The organism is Aequorivita viscosa, from assembly GCF_900106795.1.
Lineage (GTDB): Bacteria > Bacteroidota > Bacteroidia > Flavobacteriales > Flavobacteriaceae > Aequorivita > Aequorivita viscosa.
The window spans coordinates 128,922-145,995 of record NZ_FNNS01000009.1; the positions used below are offsets into that span (position 1 = coordinate 128,922).

16 protein-coding genes and 1 pseudogene are annotated in these 17,074 nt (G+C 33.3%); all 17 read left to right on the top strand.

The annotated features are described in order from the left end of the window. The first annotated feature begins 2 nt into the window (after positions 1–2). Positions 3–1,148: a UDP-4-amino-4,6-dideoxy-N-acetyl-beta-L-altrosamine transaminase gene (pseC, locus tag BLW28_RS07175; protein WP_073216917.1), complete on the top strand. Its 1,146-nt coding sequence runs from the start codon at positions 3–5 to the stop codon at positions 1,146–1,148. Beyond that, a complete protein-coding gene (gene pseF, locus BLW28_RS07180) occupies positions 1,141–1,818 on the top strand; it encodes a pseudaminic acid cytidylyltransferase (RefSeq protein WP_073216914.1) in 678 nt (225 codons plus the stop codon). Before pseC ends, pseF begins: the two co-directional genes overlap by 8 nt. An 11-nt stretch (positions 1,819–1,829) precedes the next feature. Continuing rightward, positions 1,830–2,507, top strand: coding sequence for a formyl transferase (locus BLW28_RS07185; RefSeq protein ID WP_073216911.1), 678 nt, complete (start codon positions 1,830–1,832; stop codon positions 2,505–2,507). 3 nt (positions 2,508–2,510) lie between these two features. Continuing rightward, positions 2,511–3,218 carry a PIG-L deacetylase family protein gene (locus BLW28_RS07190; protein ID WP_073216908.1) on the top strand — a complete coding sequence of 236 codons (708 nt, stop codon included), beginning with the start codon at positions 2,511–2,513 and terminating at the stop codon, positions 3,216–3,218. A 12-nt stretch (positions 3,219–3,230) separates the two neighbouring features. Then, positions 3,231–4,277 carry a UDP-2,4-diacetamido-2,4,6-trideoxy-beta-L-altropyranose hydrolase gene (pseG, locus tag BLW28_RS07195; RefSeq protein ID WP_073216904.1) on the top strand — a complete coding sequence of 349 codons (1,047 nt, stop codon included), beginning with the start codon at positions 3,231–3,233 and terminating at the stop codon, positions 4,275–4,277. Then, the gene (locus tag BLW28_RS07200) at positions 4,274–5,392 is read left to right on the top strand and encodes an ATP-grasp domain-containing protein (protein ID WP_073216903.1); all 1,119 of its coding nucleotides are present in this window, start codon (positions 4,274–4,276) and stop codon (positions 5,390–5,392) included. The genes pseG and BLW28_RS07200 overlap by 4 nt, the downstream gene beginning before the upstream one ends. A gap of 3 nt (positions 5,393–5,395) precedes the next feature. Beyond that, positions 5,396–6,298 (top strand): NAD-dependent epimerase/dehydratase family protein, encoded by a 903-nt coding sequence (locus BLW28_RS07205; RefSeq protein ID WP_073216900.1) that lies wholly within the window; start codon positions 5,396–5,398, stop codon positions 6,296–6,298. Continuing rightward, on the top strand, positions 6,288–7,286 hold the full coding sequence (gene pseI, locus BLW28_RS07210) for a pseudaminic acid synthase (protein WP_073216896.1): 999 nt from the start codon (positions 6,288–6,290) through the stop codon (positions 7,284–7,286). Before BLW28_RS07205 ends, pseI begins: the two co-directional genes overlap by 11 nt. Next, positions 7,287–8,519, top strand: a complete 1,233-nt coding sequence (locus BLW28_RS07215; RefSeq protein WP_073216894.1) for a hypothetical protein — start codon at positions 7,287–7,289, stop codon at positions 8,517–8,519. It abuts the gene before it with no gap. Beyond that, a complete protein-coding gene (locus BLW28_RS07220; RefSeq protein ID WP_073216891.1) occupies positions 8,512–9,486 on the top strand; it encodes a sialidase family protein in 975 nt (324 codons plus the stop codon). Before BLW28_RS07215 ends, BLW28_RS07220 begins: the two co-directional genes overlap by 8 nt. Beyond that, entirely contained in the window at positions 9,473–10,921 is a 1,449-nt protein-coding gene (locus BLW28_RS07225) for a lipopolysaccharide biosynthesis protein (RefSeq protein ID WP_073216887.1), read from the top strand. Before BLW28_RS07220 ends, BLW28_RS07225 begins: the two co-directional genes overlap by 14 nt. A gap of 14 nt (positions 10,922–10,935) precedes the next feature. Continuing rightward, complete coding sequence (locus BLW28_RS07230; protein WP_073216884.1) at positions 10,936–12,336, top strand: hypothetical protein; 1,401 nt, start codon at positions 10,936–10,938, stop codon at positions 12,334–12,336. After that, entirely contained in the window at positions 12,333–14,288 is a 1,956-nt protein-coding gene (locus BLW28_RS07235; RefSeq protein WP_073216881.1) for an NAD-dependent epimerase/dehydratase family protein, read from the top strand. The genes BLW28_RS07230 and BLW28_RS07235 overlap by 4 nt, the downstream gene beginning before the upstream one ends. Continuing rightward, entirely contained in the window at positions 14,281–14,901 is a 621-nt protein-coding gene (locus BLW28_RS07240; protein WP_073216879.1) for a sugar transferase, read from the top strand. Before BLW28_RS07235 ends, BLW28_RS07240 begins: the two co-directional genes overlap by 8 nt. Next, positions 14,888–15,805 carry a sulfotransferase family protein gene (locus tag BLW28_RS07245; protein ID WP_073216876.1) on the top strand — a complete coding sequence of 306 codons (918 nt, stop codon included), beginning with the start codon at positions 14,888–14,890 and terminating at the stop codon, positions 15,803–15,805. The genes BLW28_RS07240 and BLW28_RS07245 overlap by 14 nt, the downstream gene beginning before the upstream one ends. A gap of 102 nt (positions 15,806–15,907) precedes the next feature. Further along, positions 15,908–16,513 carry a sugar transferase gene (locus tag BLW28_RS07250; RefSeq protein WP_073216873.1) on the top strand — a complete coding sequence of 202 codons (606 nt, stop codon included), beginning with the start codon at positions 15,908–15,910 and terminating at the stop codon, positions 16,511–16,513. Between the two features lie 289 nt (positions 16,514–16,802). Then, positions 16,803–17,063, top strand: a pseudogene (locus BLW28_RS07255) (transposase); the annotation flags it as partial. Positions 17,064–17,074: the final 11 nt, after the last annotated feature.

Below are 17,074 nucleotides of genomic sequence, written 5' to 3' on the forward strand. Positions count from 1 at the left end.
TAATGAGAAATATACCGTACGGTAGACAGCAAATTGATCAAGATGACATTGATGCTGTAATAGAAACGCTTAAATCTGATTTTCTTACTCAAGGTCCAAAAATTGAAGAGTTTGAAAAGGCTTTTGCTAAATATGTAGATGTGAAGTATGCTGTTGCAGTAAGCAATGCTACGGCTGGGTTGCATATAGCAAATATGGCTTTAAGCGTAAAAGAAGGCGACCGCGTAATAACCACTCCAATTACGTTCGCAGCATCAGCCAATGCTTCTCGTTATTGTGGTGCAGAAGTTTGGTTTGCAGATATTGATCCAGATACATATTTGTTGGACATTAATGCAGTTAAAAAACTAATAGAAAGTAAGCCGAAGGGGTTTTTTAAAGGAATAATTCCTGTTGACTTTGCAGGACTTCCTGTTAACTTGGAAAGTTTCAGATCCTTGGCAGATCAACATGGGCTTTGGATAATTGAAGATGCGGCACACGCTCCAGGAGGATCTTTTATAGATTCAAAAGAGCAAGTAAATAAATGCGGTAATGGAAAGTATGCAGATTGTGCTGTTTTTTCATTTCACCCGGTAAAGCATATTGCTTGTGGTGAAGGCGGAATGGTAACTACTAATGACGAGGAAATTTATAACAATCTAAAGCTGTATCGTTCTCATGGGATAACTAAAGATAATATGTCTGAGGATCCTGGTGGATGGTATTATGAAATGCAAACTTTAGGATATAATTACCGTTTAACTGATATGCAAGCTGCTTTAGGCTTATCACAGCTTAAGAAAAATATAGAAGGTGTTGCAAGACGAAATGAAATAGCGAATAGGTATAAAGAAGCTTTTCAAAATACTGCAATTAAATTTCAATCATTACCGGATGGAGCATTGAATGCACACCACCTCTTTGTTATCGAAGTTGAAAACAGGAAAGGATTGTATGACTCATTGAGAGCGAATAATATTTTCGCTCAAATTCATTATATCCCAGTACATACGTTACCTTATTATAAGGAAATAGGATATGGAGATGCAGATTTGTCTAAGGCCGAAAATTATTATAACCACTGCATAAGCTTACCTATGTATCCAAGTTTAACAGATGAGGAACAGAATTATGTAATTAAAAAAGTATTAGTGTTTCATGGGTAATTTATGCATTATTCCAGCTAGAGGGGGAAGTAAACGTATTCCTAGAAAAAACATTAGAGATTTTCTAGGCAAGCCTATTATTGCATATTCTATAGAAACAGCATTAGAGTCAGGATTGTTTTCCGAAGTAATGGTTTCTACTGATGATGAAGAGATCGCTGAAATTGCTAAAAGATACGGGGCAAAAGTTCCTTTTTTTAGATCTAAAGAAACCGCGAATGATTTTGCAACTTTGGCAGATGTCGTTGATGAAGTTTTTCATCAATTTGAATCAAAAAAGTCTTTTTTTGAACATGCTTGTTGCATTCTCCCAACAGCTCCGTTAATGTCTGTAGAAGATTTAAATAAAGGATATCAAATGTTATTAAAGGAAGATGTAGATTCTGTTCGACCTGTTGTTCGTTTTGCGTATCCAATTCAGCGAGCATTTAAAATGGAAGAAAGTGGAAAGGTTTTCTTTTTATACCCTGAATTTTTAAGAACACGTTCGCAAGATTTAGAACCAGTATATCACGATGCAGGGCAGTTTTATTGGTTTAAATCTGTTAAAAAAATGCTTGGAGAAAATCGATATGCGATGGAAATAAGTGAGATGCGAGTTCAGGATATTGACACTTTTGAAGATTGGAAAGTAGCCGAGATGAAATTTGAATGGCTTAAAAATATGTGAAGTATTATACTATGAAGACATACTTAATAATATCTGAAAAGGAATGGAATAAAAGTCTGATAGAAAGGTTGCAAGATGAACAAACTAATTGGTTGCTTATAGATAAAAGAGAGGACTTTACATTTGAGAATCTAAAAAAGATAAATCCTTTAAAAGTTTTTGTTCCACATTGGTCATATTATATCCCTCAAGAAATATATTCAAATTTTGAGTGTGTTGTTTTTCACGAAACTGATTTGCCATTTGGACGCGGAGGAAGTCCTATTCAAAACTTAATTGAAAGACAATTCGTAGCAACAAAAGTATCTGCTATCAAGGTTACAAAAGAGATTGATGCGGGTGATATTTATCTTAAAAAAGAAATGTCATTGTTAGGAACTGCAGAGGAGATATTTATCCGAATAAATAAAATTGTAGAGCTTATGATTCGAGAAATAGTAGAACTAGACCTGAAACCATATCCACAAGAAGGCAGTCCAACATTTTTTAAACGTAGAAACCAATCTCAGAGTGATATAAACTCTCTTACTGAATTGGACCGAGTTTTTGATTACATCAGAATGTTGGATGCAGAAGGTTATCCAAAAGCATTTCTTGAAACAGACAATTTGCGAATGGAGTTTACGAGAGCATCTTTGAAAGCAGATCAATCGATATATGCAGATGTTAAAATCACTTTAAAAAAATAAAAAATGTTAGAGTTACTTAAGAATAAACGGATATTGGTTGTCGTGGCTCACCCTGATGATGAACTATTAGGATTAGGGGGGACAATAAATAAATTATCCTCTGAATATAATGCAACAACTAGAGCAATAATACTTGGTGAAGGAATTACATCAAGAGCAGATGGTAGAAATCCCGAAATGTGGAAAAAGGAATTAGATACTCATAGTCAAAATATGCTTTTGGCGGCAAAAGCAGTTGGGTATGACTCTATTAAGGGGTATGATTTTCCTGATAATAGATTTGATTCAGTAGATTTACTAGATATAGTAAAGGTTATAGAAAAAGATAAAGAGGATTTTAGACCAGATGTAATTTTCACACATCATGGTGGTGACACAAATATTGATCACAGGGTAACTTTTGATGCAGTAATGCCTGCAATTAGACCGATGCAAGGAGAAATAGTTAAAATTGTTCTAACATTTGAAACTCCGTCTTCTACTGAATGGCAGGCACCGAATTATCCTAATTATTTTCGTCCAAATGTTTTTATTGAACTTTCAGAAGCGAATGTAGAAGCCAAAGTCAAAGGAATGGAACATTATGAGTTTGAAAGTAGAAAATATCCGCACCCTCGCTCACCAGAAGCTTTAAGAATAATATCCAAAAGATGGGGTGTTAATGTTGGTTACGATTATGCAGAACCATTTATGCTCATACGCTCAATATAAATACTTCGATTTATGAAAAAAATATTTTTCAGAATTGACGCTGGAAAAATATTTGGTTTGGGCCATCTATCAAGATGTCTTTGTTTAGCTAATGAGTTTTCAAATGGATTTGAACTAGGTTTTTTTATAAAAACAGATAATCCTCTTACTATAATCCAATTCATTGAAGATAAGTTAAAAGAAGTTATACCTCGGTCTCTATATTTTTTTGAGTTGGATATTCAGCCAACTCAGGAATTAAAATTTCTAATTAATGAAGTGAAAAAACAAAACGCTTTTCTGATTATTGATCATTATACAGCTGATGAAAAGTATCAAAAAGAGCTATATGAAAATAATGTTAAATGGCTTCAATTTGATTCACACGCTAAAGTAAAATTGTATTCTGACTTTGTTTTACATGGAAGCCCAAATGCTACTGAAGAGCTCTACAGACCATTGATAGTAAAAAACACCAAAATGCTTTTTGGTCCAAAATATGCTATAGTGGGAGAACAATTTAGGAGAGGAAGAGAGAACGTTGAGGTCAGAAAAAGTGTAAACGAAATATTCATTAGTTTTGGTGGAGGAAATGATAAAGGCGCCCTTTTAAAGTGTATATCAGATTTGGACTCCTCATTTTTGAAAAATATATCTCTGAACATAGTTACTTCCGAATTAAATCCATCAATAAATGAAATTAAAGGTTGGGTATCAAAATCAAAAAATGTAACGTTATTTATAAACACAAATAAGGTTTTTGAGATTATGGCTCGTTGTGATTTAGCAATCCTTACCCCTGGGACATTAAGTTATGAAGCATCATGTATGGGACTACCAATGTTGTTGATTTCTACTGCAGATAACCAAGATATTAATGCGAGTGGGTGGGAAAGAATTGGCGCGGCTCGATATCTTGGAAAAATAGAATATTTGGATAAAAACATTTTTAATGCCTCAATACGAAATGTTATTGAAAATACAGATTTATTGAATTCAATGTCTGAATGCTCATTCGATGCAGTTGATGGGAAAGGGGCGGAAAGAACAGCAAAAATTATAAAATCACGCATAGTATGAAAAGAATTCTTATTCTTGGCACAAATGCCACACAGTCAGATATCATAAATTACCTAAACGAAACAGGTTGGGAAACTCATGTTTGTGGTTACAAAAAAGAGGGTCCAGGATGCGATATTGCTGATCATTTTCATTTAGTAGATACAATAGATATTGAAGCAGTAAAAAAATTAGCTCAGGATATAAAAGCAGATGTTGTCTATTCTGTTTCTTCTGATTCAGCTATTACTTCAGCAACAAAGGTTTCTGAATTATTAGGAATGCCACACCTGTTGGATGGTAAGATGATTGACTTGTTCAACAACAAACACGAGTTCCGTGACTTCTTAAATAAAAATGAAATAGGATTTACTAAATATACAAAAGTCAACAAGGAACACAAAAATTCTGTTGATTGGGATATATTTCCTTGTGTAGTTAAGCCTACGAATTCGCAAGGACAAAGAGGGGTGCAGTTGGTAAACGACAAGGAATCACTTTTAGGAGCTCTTGAGTTGGCTTTTGAGTCTTCAAAAGAAGGAGAAGCCATAATAGAAGAATATTTAGATGGAGCTGAGTTTTCATCAAATATTATTGTGCAAGACGGAAAGATTATCCTAAATGAATTCAGCGATAGAATTGTTTTTGGAACGGAACATTTTGGATTGCCAAAAGGACATAGAATTCCAATTACCTATATCAATGAAGAACAATTAGCTATTGCAAAATCTAACGTAGAGAAAATCATTAAAACTCTTAATATCCAGAATGCAGTACTTTACATTCAGATGAAGCTTAAGGAAGATCAACCTAGGGTGATTGAAATTGCACCTCGATTGGATGGTTGTCATATTTGGAGATTGATAAAACAAGTAAGAGGAGTAGATTTGAGAGAACTTGCTATTAAATGCTTACTAGGTGAAAAAATAGATATGTCTAATTATAAATCTATTGTTGATAAACATGGGGTTCTAGAATTTTATCATTTACCCACAACTGAAAAGTTTGACATGACTAAGCTAAAGTTAATTCCTGATGTGAGTTTTGCTGAATACCGATATACTGACGGGGAATGTATAGTTCCTATTAATGGACGATTAGAAGTAGTGGGTTATTGTATTTATGACGAAAATTGATTTATGAGAATTTTAATTACAGGAGCTACCGGGTTTTTAGGCAGAAACCTTATTCGCTTGCTTTTGAAAGAAAATCATACTGTTACCGCTATAGGAAGATCTATGGAGAAGCTGAAAGATTGTTTCCCAGATGACACTATTTATAAGCGGGTAACAGATTATTCTGTTGAAAGCCTGACAAATTTGCTTGAAAATCAAGAAGTAGTAATTCATTTGGCTTCACAGTTGATGCAGCGCGATACAGATCCTTTAAAAATCTCCAGTTTTTCATCCAACTTGCAAATAGTAGAAAATCTTGTTATAGCCTGCAACAAAAACGAAACACCAAAGTTTATCAATACATCAACAATAAGTGTTTATCCACTTATGAAGGATTTGCAAGAAACGCAAGCCCCAGCGCCGTCAACTATATACGGAGTAAGTAAAGCTAATATAGATATTTACCTAAGTTACATACAGAAGAAAATTTCGACTAGAATCATTTCTTTGAGATTGGCGAGGTTATATGGGTATGGAGAGAGAGATGGCCTTATGTTTACAGATTTTGTGAATAAGGCGTGTAATAAAGAAACATTGACTATTAATGGACAGGGAAAATCAACCATAGAATATATTTATATAGAAGATGCGATTGAAGCGATTTCAAATGTTGCAAAAAATCATGAAATCGAAGGTGCTTTCAACGTAGGAACAGGAACGTCGTATTCTGTAAAAGTGATTGCTGAAACTGTTAATCAGGTTTTTAAGAATGAAGGAAATGTAGCATATTTGGTAGATAAACCCGATGGAATTGTGGGGAGTGAGATGGATGTTTCTAAAATTAAAGCTAACTTAAATTGGTCCGTACAGTGGGGCTTACTTCAATCAGTTCAAGACATTAAAAGAAATATAGAAAATGAAGAATAATAGAACATTTATAATAGCAGAACTTTCTGCTAATCATAATAACGATTTAGACTTGGCATTGCGCACAGTAAAGGCAGCTGCCGAATCTGGAGCAGACGCTATTAAAGTACAAACTTACACGGCTGATTCTTTGGCTATTGATGTTGATAACGAGTTTTTTGGTCCTAAGAAAGAAGGATTGTGGAAAGGAATACGACCTTATGATTTATATACAGAAGCGTCTTTGCCTTATGATTGGCACAAACCAATTCAGAAAGCAGCTAAGGAGCATGGGCTTATTTTCTTTAGCTCTCCATTTGATTTAGAAGGTGTAGACTTTTTAGAAACATTAAATGTTCCGCTATATAAAATCGCCTCTTTTGAAATTACTGATATTCCTTTAATTGAATATACGGCGTCAAAAGGGAAACCGATGATTATATCTACTGGTGTTGCTAGTGAAGAGGATATAAATTTGGCAGTTGAAACTTGTAGAATGGCGGGGAATTACGATATCACTTTGCTAAAATGCACGTCTCAATATCCTGCTAAAATTGAGGATGCTAACCTATCGACAATAACTGATATGCAACAGCGATTCAACGTAAAAATTGGGCTTTCAGATCATACAATGGGTGATATTGTTCCTACAACGGCAGTAGCGTTAGGTGCTGTTGTTATTGAGAAGCACTTTATATTAAATCGTAATTTGGATGGGCCAGATTCCAGCTTTTCAATGGAGCCAAAAGAGTTTAAGGAAATGGTTGATAAAGTGCGTTTAGTAGAAGCCTCTTTGGGAGAAGTCTCCTATAAAATAACGGAAAAAGATATTTATAAAAGAAGATCTTTGTTTGCGGTTAAAGACATCAAAAAGGGCGAAGTGTTTACCAAAGAGAATGTACGGTCTGTTAGACCAGGCGTTGGATTACACACTAAGTTTTATAAAACTTTACTTGGCGAAAGATCAAATAGGGAGTATAGAAAAGGAGATCCCCTTAAGAAGAACTAGATGACAATAGAAAGTCGAATAGAAAAACTAGCTTCAAACGTAGGCGTAATAGCTCTGTTTGTCTCGTTAAATCCATTTTTAATGTGGATAATTTGGCCGGGCTATATTAATATACCTGTTTTTATAGCAGTGCTTGGAGTCACAGTTATTTTGATGATTATGAAATCGTTAGAGTTGACAGGATTAAAGTTGGTTTTTTCTTTCTTCGCTTTTTTTTTATTGCTTCAATTAGGTACGCCGCTGTTTTCGGGACGGGGGTATGAACTTGGGAAAATAATTACTTTTCTAAGCCTTATTTGTATTCTATCCTTCAATGCCAATATTCTTCTGAATATTTTTTTAAAGTTTAGAAAATTAATCATATTTTTTTGTTGGATTTCCTTAGCTGTCTTTTTTCTTACCTTGATTGGTGTGAATTTGCCTTATCATAAAATACCAGGCTTTACTATAGTAATGACCAATTCGCATGATGGCAGCTTTTATAAGTTGTATGGATTGGTAGTTTCGTCAACAAATACTGTATATGAGATGGGGGGATTAACTATAGCACGTATTTGCGGCCCCTTCTTGGAACCGGGGCATTTTTCAATTTACATCGGTATATTGCTGATTTTTGAAAAAATTGTATTAAACAAGGTTTCAAAGGTTCTTATAATTACTGGAGCATTAACCTTTTCACCTACTTTTCTTATATTCTTGGTTTTTGCGTGGCTTTATGAAATGTTATATTTAAAAAAATACACATATATTTTTAAATACTTCTTGTTCTTATTAATCCCTGTTAGTATAATGTTTTTTTTACTTGACGATATAAAAGATGAAATCGTTTATTTGTTCATCGGAAGAAATTTTGAGGCTTCAGGCTTGTCTTTATTCGAGGTATTAGATGATAGAGCAGGTAAAACAGCACTTCACTTTTACAATAACTTTAAAGAAACTCCGTCAGTTTGGTATGGAAAAGGATTAGAGTACATGGCGAACCTAGGTGTTTTATCCGACTGGAGGGGAATGGTTTTTAAATATGGAATTATAGGCTTTGGCTTTTCTTTATTAATGACTATTTGCATCCCGTTTTTTTCTGATAAAAAACTTGAGAGATTAATCATTTCCTTAATTATCCTCATTATCTACTTGCATAGATCGTGGATGTTCGAGAATTCATTTTTGTATCTATTTTTAATAATTGGTTTAATAAGCAAGAATATTTATTTAAAAAGACAAACAAATGTATAAATATTTTTTACTTAGTTTCTTCATCATTTCGTCTTGTGTTAGTCAATCTAAAATAAAACTAGATAAAACAAGTTTGATTTGGAATAAAGCCGAGCATAGTGCCTTTACAACATTAGTTAGCCATAACGGCTATTTATATTGTGCATTTAGAGAGGGAACTTCTCATCACAGTTATGATGGTGGAATAAGAATTATTAAATCAAAAGATACTCAGAATTGGGAAGATGTTGCGTTTATTAGCATACCACAAGAAGATTTGAGAGATCCAAAGTTTATCATAAATAATAATGATTTAAACTTGATTTTTGTTTCGAGAACTGAAACAGAGCATTTTTCATATTCATATTCATATTCGACTGAAAATGGAGAAGAGTGGTCTCAAGAAAATAGAGAATTAGGGACATGGAGATGGAATGCCACAGAGTTCAATGGAAAAATCTATAGTGTGGGATATTCGTCTAATGATAAACAGGGAAGGATTTATTCAACAAAAACGGGTGATTCCTGGCAACCTATTAAGAATAATTTTTTTCCAGATATAGCTTCTTATCCAAATGAAACAGCGTTATTCTTTTCATCAGATAGAACTTCCTATGCCTTTGTTAGACAAGACAAGAAATCAAAATCCGCGCTAATAGGTACATCCAGTCCTCCATACCAAGATTGGACTTGGAAAGATCTAAATACAAGAATCGGTAGTCCTTCAGGTATACTTTTAAATGATAGTTTAATATTAGCCTGTGTAAGACTCTATTTTCCTGTAAGAACATCTCTAGTTTGGATAGATCCAATAAAAGGCACTTTAAAAGAAGATACTGTCTTGCCGTCTGGAGGTGATACAGGTTATGCAAGTATTGTGAGCTTTAAAAATAAATATTATGTCTCATATCATTCTTCAAAAAATGCTGAGAGAAAGTCTTCAATATATTTAACTGAATTTACAATAAATGTTGATGGGGAAAATTAAATTACTTTTTAAGAATAAAGTTATAATGTACCTTGCAACAAGGTACTTAACTTATTTCTTTCAATTTTTATCTTCTATAATTATTGCAGTTAAACTGGGTCCATACTATTTTGGAGTTTGGGGGTTTTTACTTTTACTTATTAATTACTTCAGAATTTCTAATTTTGGAGTTTCTAATGCTGTAAATATTTTAATTGTTCAGAATAAAGAAAATGAACAGAAGGTAAAAAACTTAGTTGTTTCTGCATTAGCTAGCTTAGCTATTCTCTCCTTAATGATTATTCTCTTCGCACTGTATTACTACCTTTTTGGTATTGCTTTTTTTCAAAAATATGAAGTAGGAGTTTTGTTTTATGTCGTATGCTTTATTGCTATTCTGACACATTTCAATACTTTATTAATGAATATTTATCGAATTAAGAATCGATTATTTGAAGTTGCATTTCAACAATCTGCAGTGCCTATTTTGGTGTTGATAACGTGTTTTTTTTTAAAAGACAAAACACTAGTGTATGCATTGCTAGGGGCTCACGTAGTTGGTAATATCTTGGCGCTTTTAATTTTTGTATTTGGGAAAAAAATTCCTTGGAAAGGATCTTTTTCTATTTCAGTTTTAAAAACAATAATAAATAAAGGTTTTTTCCTTTTCTTATACAACATTTGCTTCTATTTGATAATTGTTTCAATAAAAACGATTATTAGTATCTATTATTCAGTAGAAGATTTTGGATTTTTCACATTCTCATACTCCTTGGCAAACGTGGTATTGCTATTTTTACAAGCCCTGACATTTATTGTTTTTCCTAAAATTATAGACAAACTTAAATCAGAGGACTCTCAATCTATCCAGATTTTAATTAAAAGCATTAGAGTTAGTTATGTTTCATTAGCGTTTGGGTTAGGGTTTTTATCACTAATTATTTTTCCGATATTTTTAGAACTAGTACCCAAATATGAACAAGCTTTAACGGTAATTCAATTATCAGTGCTGACTGTTGTTTTGTATACTAATTCTTTTGGGTATGGTACTTACCTTATGGCTCAAAACAAAGAAAAAACAATAGCTAAGATATCCTCATTTGCCTTGCTTGTAAATATTAGTATAGCCCTCACTTTAATTCATGTTTTTAAGGTGACTTATGAATATGTGATTTTGGCAACAACATTTACCTACATTCTTTATACTTACTTGTGCGTTCAATACGGTAAAAAACAAATGGGGTTAAAGGATGGTTTTGCAAAAAACTTTACAGATTGTTTTCAGTTAAGTCTACTTATTCCTTACATAATAGCTATTTTGGTTGTTTTGTCAAGTATTAAATGGTTGCTTCCATTACCTCTTATTGTGTATGTTTTATTGAACAAGAATGCTATAAAAGAAATAATAATAAAGATAAAAACTATAATAAATAGGCCTAACGTAATAGATTTGTAAAAAGGTAGATTATTATGAAGAAGGCAGTTTATAGGGTAAAGGAGTTGGCAAACAAGGAGTGCAAACTGGGGTTTTATGAAGGAAAAATCTTAGGGATTCCTGCATGGCGAGTACTTAGGTTTAAAACGAGAACAAATTATTTTAAAAAGAACACTGAATTTAATAATAAGAGTAATAAAAAAGAAGATGTTAGTATTGCGATTTTAGTAAAGAGTTACTTTAATTCCTTTTTAGCATTAATCAAGCTACTTTTAAGTTCTAAACGTTGTAGCAATGTTATTTATGCTTTTCCGCGGTTGGCAAGATTGGATGATACTTATCTTGATAAGTTTACCGATCCTATGATAGAATACACAGATGTTAAAAATGATTTTTTGATATTTCAACGTAGCTTGGGCGGTAGTCATAGTAAGCCTAGGAAGCATGACAACAACACAATTGAGACCGATTTTATAGACATAACAGTAAAGATATTAGGGGTTGTTTTTTTTCCAATATTTTTATTGTGTTACGTTAAAACAATCTTGGGAATCTACAAAAAAGCTAAAGAGCTTTTTGGGGTAGGTTTTCTTTTTGTCATAAAATCTAGTATTGATTTGGGGGAGTTTTATACAAAGCATTTTTTTGTGAAAATATTATTACGAAAGCTACAAGCGAAAAATGTGTTTGTGGTTAATAGAGGTGCTTTTATTCCCGTTATAGTTTCAGCTCGTAAAGTAAATGCAAGAGTTTATGAAATGCAGCACGGGGTAACTTTGTCTGATACAATTTTATATGCAGGCGAATACCATCCGTTGGCGGATCCAGATTATTTTTTAGCATTTGGAAAAAAATGGATAGCATCACAATTTTATATACCCTTAGAGAAAATCGTTAACGTTGGGTGGGGTTATAAACGAATGGTAAATAACAGTTTGCAGAAGCCAGTCTTCTCAGATAAATGTATTCTAGTTATTTCTTCACCCAACTGTACGTTCAAACTTTTTGATGTTGTTTTAAAGCTGGCTGAGGTGTTTTCTGAGTATGAATTTCATCTGCGATTACATCCTCAAGAAGGGTATAAAGAAGCACAATATAAAGCCATAGCTGAAATTGATAATATTAAAATGGATGATCGTTCTGTCGATTCTGCAGTTGTTGTAAATCGGTATAAATATCTAATAGGTGAGAATTCATCGGTTTTATACGAAGCGCTTTGTCTAAATAAAAGAGTTGCCCGTATAGAAATGGGAGGCCTCGAGATAAAAGATCAAAATAATAGAGCTACAACTGGGTTTTTCTATGTGAAAAGCATAGAAGATTTTAAAGAGTTTTTAAACTTGGAAGGGGAATTAAATAGTCTGCCTGAACAAGGTGTTTATGATGATTTTGATGAGACAGTTGTAAACAAGTTAATAAAAAATTGTAAATTATGATAACAGTATTAATTACCTGTGCCGGTTCTGGTGTTGGTCAATCGGTGATAGATTCTTTAAATTTAGTGAAAGGCTATAAACTTATTGGCTGTGACGGAAAGCGAAATGTATACGCACATGCATACTGTGATAAGTTTTTAACGGTTCCAAGCATATATTCTGACGATTATATAGATCATTTAATAGCTCTGTGTAAAAAAGAAAATATAGATATAGTAGTCCCTGGCCACGATTACGAGTTATTATTGTTTTCAGAAAACTTTAAGTCATTTGAAGAAAATGGCATCGAGGTTGTCGTTTCTGAACCAACAATTATTGCTGCAAGTAGAGATAAGCAAAAGTGGTTTGATTATTTTAGTAAATACGATTGTAAAATAGTACCTACATATTCTGTAAAAACTTTCAAACAAAATCCGGATTCTTCAATTTTTCCAGCTATTGTAAAGCCCGTGGGAGGATCTGCTTCTCAAGGAATTTTAATACTCAATAGTGTTGACGAAATTGAGCAGGCAAACGACGAAGATATAATCCAGCCGTACCTATTTCCAACGGAAGATGATAAAAATTACTTAGCGATTAAAAAAGCGGTTGCAAAGAGTAATCTAGTACAACTTTCGGAAATATCAATCCAACTTATTTTCTCTAAAAAATCTAAACTGTCAGGTATCTTTATATCTAAAAATACTTTGAAAGATGGTGTCCCTATATTTGTTAATACGATTAAGCCAGAGGAGTTCGAATATCTAGATGAAATTATGAAATTTGTTCCTGTATGCGAAGAAAATGGTGTTAAAGGTCCTGTTAATATTCAAGGTAGAGTAACAGAAAAGGGAATCTTCTTTTTTGAAATGAATATGCGATTTACGGGGATTACTGGGAACAGAGCGCTTTTAGGGTTTAATGAAGTTGACTTTCTTGTCAAAGATTTTATGGGTGAACCAGCTAGAATCGAAAATTACTCTATAAATAAAGTTGGTGTAAGACAAGTAGCTTGCACAACGATTCCTAAAGAAACTCTTTCAGCTAAAAAAACTTATACCTTATTAGGTGCTGGTGGGTTTGTAGGTCAGCACTTTATAGAAGATCTCTTGGAAAAGAACGATGATTTTGAGCGTATCAATTTAATTTGTCGAGATAGTTCTTACCGGAAGTATAATGAGAGATTTTCCGATAATAGAATTGTGGTTTATAAAAGCAGTGATTCTTTTTTAGAAACAATATATTGTCAAACTGATGTTTTTGTAAACTTTTCAAGTGCTCTTGCATATTGTCCTGATGAAGAAATCTACGAGGCTATTACCTTTCAATATCAACAAAGTCTTAAAATGGCTCGTGCAAACATTCCTGTTATAATAAATGTATCCTCTCAATCCGTATATAGCCAGTCGAGTAATGAAGAAAAAACAGAAATTGCACCAGTAAAGCTCAAAACCGCTTATGCTCATCAGAAGTTCATCTGTGAACAATTTTTTAATTCCTTGGGAACTAATACACCAGTGTCAAAAGTGATTTCCTTAAGATTTACTAGAATTTTGGACGGGAAGGATAATAATAAGATAAATGGATTTTTTGGAAAGGTGCCAGAAGTTTTGCTCAAAGGTGGTAACATAAAAATTGATAACCCATCAAACAATACGAACTTAATAAGTATAAAAGATGTTGTTAGCGCCATTCATTTTGTAATTGAAAACTCTAGTTCGAAGGCTTTTCCTTTGATGATGAATGTTGGGGGTGAAAACATTTCGTTGGGAGCGTATTGTAATAAAGTTATTTCTAGTGTCAAGAAAGATGAAACAAAAGGTGGTTTAGAAATTGTTGAAAACGTTGAGGTTTTAGCAAGTTCTATGGTCAATATTGATAAGTTTAAGTCATACGGTTGGCAGCCCAAATATACCGTAGACAATTTGATTGAAGATTTTGTGGCAAATATAAAACAGTCGCTATATGTATAAAAGGTTCATTAAAAGAGGACTGGATTTTTTGACATCGTCATTAGTTCTACTTTTTTTATCTCCTTTACTTGGCTTAATCGCTTTGTTATTGGCAATTGCCCAAAAAGGAAATGTGTTCTTCATTCAAGAACGGCCAGGTAAAAATGCTAATATTTTTAAAATCATTAAGTTTAAAACCATGACTGATGATATAGATGCTGAAGGCCGGCTTTTACCAGATGAAAAGCGACTGACGAATATTGGTAAATTTGTGCGATCAACCTCTATAGATGAACTGCCTCAGTTGATAAACGTAGTGAAAGGAGATATGGCAATCGTTGGTCCTAGACCATTGCTGGTGAAATACCTTCCGCTTTATAACGACTTTCAGTCAAAAAGGCACGATGTGCGACCAGGAATCACAGGTTGGGCGCAAGTAAATGGAAGAAACGCTATTTCGTGGGAAAAGAAATTTGAACTGGACGTGTGGTACACTCAAAACCTATCCTTCTTATTAGATTTAAAAATAATTCTTTTAACAATTAAAAAAGTATTCTGGAGAGAAGGAATAAGTGCCGCAACTTCTGCTACTATGGAGACTTTTACCGGAAACAAGAAAAATGAAACTACCTAATTTTACAATCGCAGGCTTCGCTAAATGCGGAACCACTTCGCTATACCATTATTTGGAAGAGCATCCAGAAGTGTTTTTACCGAAAAGAAAAGAGTTACACTATTTCACATATGATAAAGTTTTAAGGCATAAAGATAAGGGGCCTAAGGATGCAGAGATGCACAAATTTCATACAAGAACTTTTAACGAGTATAAGGCTCAATATACTACAGTAAAAACTGAAAAAGCAATAGGTGATATCTCACCGACTTATGCGCTCTATGATGATGGATTAGTGTATTTAAAAAACACATTGGGAGCAGATACAAAAATGATTGTGGTGGTTCGAGACCCTATAAAAAGAGCATACTCAAATTATTTACATTTAATTAGAGAAAATAGGGAAACAGAAAGTTTTTATGACGCTTTGCAACTAGAGTCTGAGCGACAAGAAAAAGGATACTCTAATTTTTGGTACTATAAGTTTATTTCGTCTTATTATCAGCATATTAAAAGATTAAAAGGTCAGTTTGAAGATGTCCTAGTTGTTACCTTTGAAGAGTTTATGCAAAACCCAGAAAAGGGCATTAAAGAAATTTATAGCTTTTTGGAAGTTGATGACACCTTTATTCCAGAAAATATTGGAACACGCTTTAATCCTGGAGGGTTGTATAAGAAGAATATCTTAACTTCCTTCATTTTTGAGCGTAGCAAATTAAACAGCTTTGTGAAAAGCATTATACCATTAAATTCAAGGGTTAAGAAAATAGCGCATAGTGTTACAAATAAATTTAAAACAGAAACACCTCCTGTGGATAAAAAAAGTGAGGAATTTTTAGTAGATTACTTTAAAAGCGATGTATTGAAATTAAAAAGTGAGTTTGGTGTAAAAACGGAACATTGGAACAAAGGGTTTCAGTTATAAATAATTGACTTTAAACCCTTATTTTAACAAAAAAATGATGTGGTTTCTAAGCTGGTAAGTGCTTAGGTTGAAAAGCATATTGCTCAAAATCAATTAATTCGTTTGACAAAACAGCAGCGTTTATTAAAGAGAAGCTTCGATGTAATCATCGCCTTTGTGGCTTGTGTGGTTTTCTTGCCATTGATTATTGTCGGTTACTTGCTAGCAATGATAAGTGCTAAGGCTTCTGGAATATATACTTCATATCGAGTTGGTGAAAATGGGAAACTGTTTAAAATTTATAAACTCCGAAGTATGTATGTTGGTACTGAGGACCTCAATACATTAACAACTTCAAATGATCCACGAATTACAAAAATAGGAAGATGGCTTCGGAAATTTAAAATTGATGAACTTCCACAACTTTGGAACGTATTAAAGGGGAATATGAGTCTAGTCGGTCCACGTCCCGATGTAAAAGGATATGCGGATGAACTAAAAGGTGAAGACCGTATCATACTAACGGTTAAACCTGGGATTACAGGTTTAGCTACCATAATGTTTAAAAACGAAGAAGATATGCTTGCCCAACAGGAAGACCCTTATAAATACAATCGCAATGTCATATGGCCTAAAAAAGTTCAACTTAATAAAAAATACGTCAGGAATTATTCTTTCAAATTAGACATATTAATTCTATTACGCACTTTTTTTTCCAAGGTTGAATAATAGCTTTTTTCAACTTATACGTAAAGTTTAAATTATGTTTTGAACTTTAAAAAAAAATAATTTACTGCAACACAAAACTGATGAAGCTTTGATTAATTTGTATGATCGTCATAAATGTAATTAATTTGTAACACTTTCCTTTTATCATGTTGAATTTCAAGAAAGTTTTTAGATTCACGTAAGTTGATTGTGTGTAATTCAACAGGCTTTTGTATTATCTCAGGTGTAAGCTTCCCTTTAAACCGAACTGTTTAAAAGTAGAATAATTATCTTAATTTTAAACAGTATTATGAGACGAAGTAAATTTTCACCACAACAGATTGCAAAGATTTTAAAAGAGTTCGACAATGGAAAGAGTGTCGACCAGATCAGTCGTGAGCATGGGGTCAGCCCCGCCACTTTCTATAAGTGGCGTTCTAGATATGCTGGAATGAACTCCAAGGAGCTCAAGCGCCTCAAGGAGCTAGAGGAAGAGAATCGCAAGCTCAAGCAGATGTATGCCACTCTGGCCCTTGACCACCAGATGGCCAAGGAGATCATCGAAAAAAAGCTTTAAAGCCC